The organism is Pseudomonas fluorescens (genome assembly GCF_902497625.1).
Lineage (GTDB): Bacteria > Pseudomonadota > Gammaproteobacteria > Pseudomonadales > Pseudomonadaceae > Aquipseudomonas > Aquipseudomonas fluorescens_BQ.
In genome coordinates, this window is sequence record NZ_CABVGX010000106.1 from 1 (window position 1) to 2,004 (window position 2,004).

Annotated in this window: 2 protein-coding genes; one reads left to right on the plus strand and one right to left on the minus strand. The window is 62.4% G+C overall.

Annotated elements, in window-relative coordinates:
• Window positions 1–255: 255 nt before the first annotated feature.
• Window positions 256–1,125, minus strand: a complete 870-nt coding sequence (locus F8N12_RS27375; RefSeq protein WP_150583100.1) for a LysR substrate-binding domain-containing protein — start codon at window positions 1,123–1,125, stop codon at window positions 256–258.
• A 99-nt stretch (window positions 1,126–1,224) separates the two neighbouring features.
• On the opposite strand from F8N12_RS27375, the gene F8N12_RS27380 reads away from it, so the two are divergent.
• Window positions 1,225–2,004 (plus strand): DMT family transporter (locus tag F8N12_RS27380; protein ID WP_150583128.1); only part of this gene is annotated, 780 nt, incomplete at its 3' end.

Below are 2,004 nucleotides of genomic sequence, written 5' to 3' on the forward strand. Positions count from 1 at the left end.
GCCAATCAATCCCACCCGTACTTCAGCCGCCGCACTCAACTCCCCGGGCGCTGACATCAATCTCGTAGCAGCTGGCGCAGCCTGTGTCCGTATCGCCACAATCTCGTAGCAGCTGGCGAAGCCTGCGTCCGGCTGCGCAGCCGTCGTGATGGTGAATGCGTTACGGCTCTTTCACCGAGTAGGCTGATTTTACGACTGCTGCGCAGTCGGACGCAGGCTTCGCCAGCTGCTACAAGGGGGCGGTGGATTTTCGGTTCACAGATGAAAATCATGGCCAATCAATCCCACCAGTACTTCAGCCGCCGCGCTCAACTCCCCGGGCGCTGACATCAGACGCAGTTCGTGCACAGGCAGTTCGGGAAACCCGTCTGCCGGCGCCAGCACGCGCATGCTTTCACTGACCCGGGCGCGGTCGACGATGCCGATCGCCAAGCCGGCCTCAATGGCCGCGTCCAGCGCGCTGACGCCCGCACTGATGATCACCGTGCGCCAGCGTCGACCCAGCCGCGACAGGTTATCGATAGCCACGGCGCGATACGGGCAGCCTTTACTGTGCAACGCTAACGGCACCGGCTTGCCCGGGTCCAGCGCGTAGTCGTGCGCCGCGACCCAGACGGGCTCGGTTACCCCAAAGGACTTCACGCAACGCCCCACCGGTGCCGGCACGTCAATGGGCTCGACCAGCAACGCCATATCCAGCTGCCCACGCTCCAGGCGTGCGCTCAAGCGACCACTGTTACCGGTTTCCACTTCCAGCTCGATGCCTGGAAAATCTGCGCTGAGATGGGGCAGCGTGCTGCCGAGCACGGCGGCGGCATATTCCTCGGAAATCCCCAGTCGGATCCGCCCACTGGCGACCGGCGCGGTGAAGCCGGCCAGCAGGCGGTCATGCAGCTGCAACAGTTCGGCGGTTTGCAGCGCGAAGCGTCGACCCAGTGGCGTCAGTGTCACGGTCTGGTTATCACGCTCCAGCAGCCGTCCACCGGCCAACGCTTCCAGGCGCCGGACGTGCAGGCTCACCGCCGAGGGGCTCTTGTTCAGAAAATGCGACGCCGCGAGAAACTGACCAAAGCGCACGATGGCATGAAACGTTCGCAGCAGATCTATTTCGAGCGTCTCCGACATGGTTCTGTATTCCTGCATCATTAGTGCTGATCGTATCGTTTGATTGCACCAGAGGTTCCTTCATACCATCGAGTCAAGCCCACTGTCAGGTGCCATGCGATGAACGTTGCCATCCCTCGAGTTTCACTGCTGGGAAGTGCCCTGCTGCTGGCCATGGTCGTCAGCTGGAGTTCCGGTTTCATCGGTTACCGCTATGCGGCCGATCAGGGCGGCGTTTACCTTGCGACACTGTGGCGTTTCATTCTCGCCGCGGCCGTGCTGCTGCCCTTTGCCTGGAAGGGATTGCGCGCACTGCGACGCCGTGATGTCATCCATCAAAGTTTGCTGGGGCTGTTCGCCATTGGCGGTTACATCGGCCCCATCGCCGGCGCCATTCAATTGGGTGTCGCCCCCGGTACCGCGGCGGTTATCGCCAATCTGTTGCCATTGACGATTGTGGTACTGGCCGGTTGCGTGCCCGGACAACGCACACAAGGCTGGCAATGGCTGGGCCTGGCTCTGTGTTTGCTGGGCATGCTGGTGGCGAGCAGCGCCAGCGTCGAGTGGGCGGCCGCTAATCTGTGGGTGTATGTTTTGCCCCTGCTGGCCGTGTTCTCACTGGCGGCGGCGACGCTGTATCAAAAAGCCTCCCCCGGTGTCCCGATGCCAGCACCGACCGCGTTGTTCATTCAGGTTTGTGCGGTAACTCCGTTGTTCGCCGTGCTCGCGCACTTTGAAGGCGGGCTGCTGCCACCGGCCAGCGCGGGTTTCGCTGCGGGCGTCGCGTGGCTGGTGTTTTTCGCCACGGTCGGCGGTTATGGTTTCTACTGGTTGTGCCTGCAACGCTTCAGCGTCCAGCGGATCAGTAGCGCACTGTTTATGGCACCGCCGATCACGCTG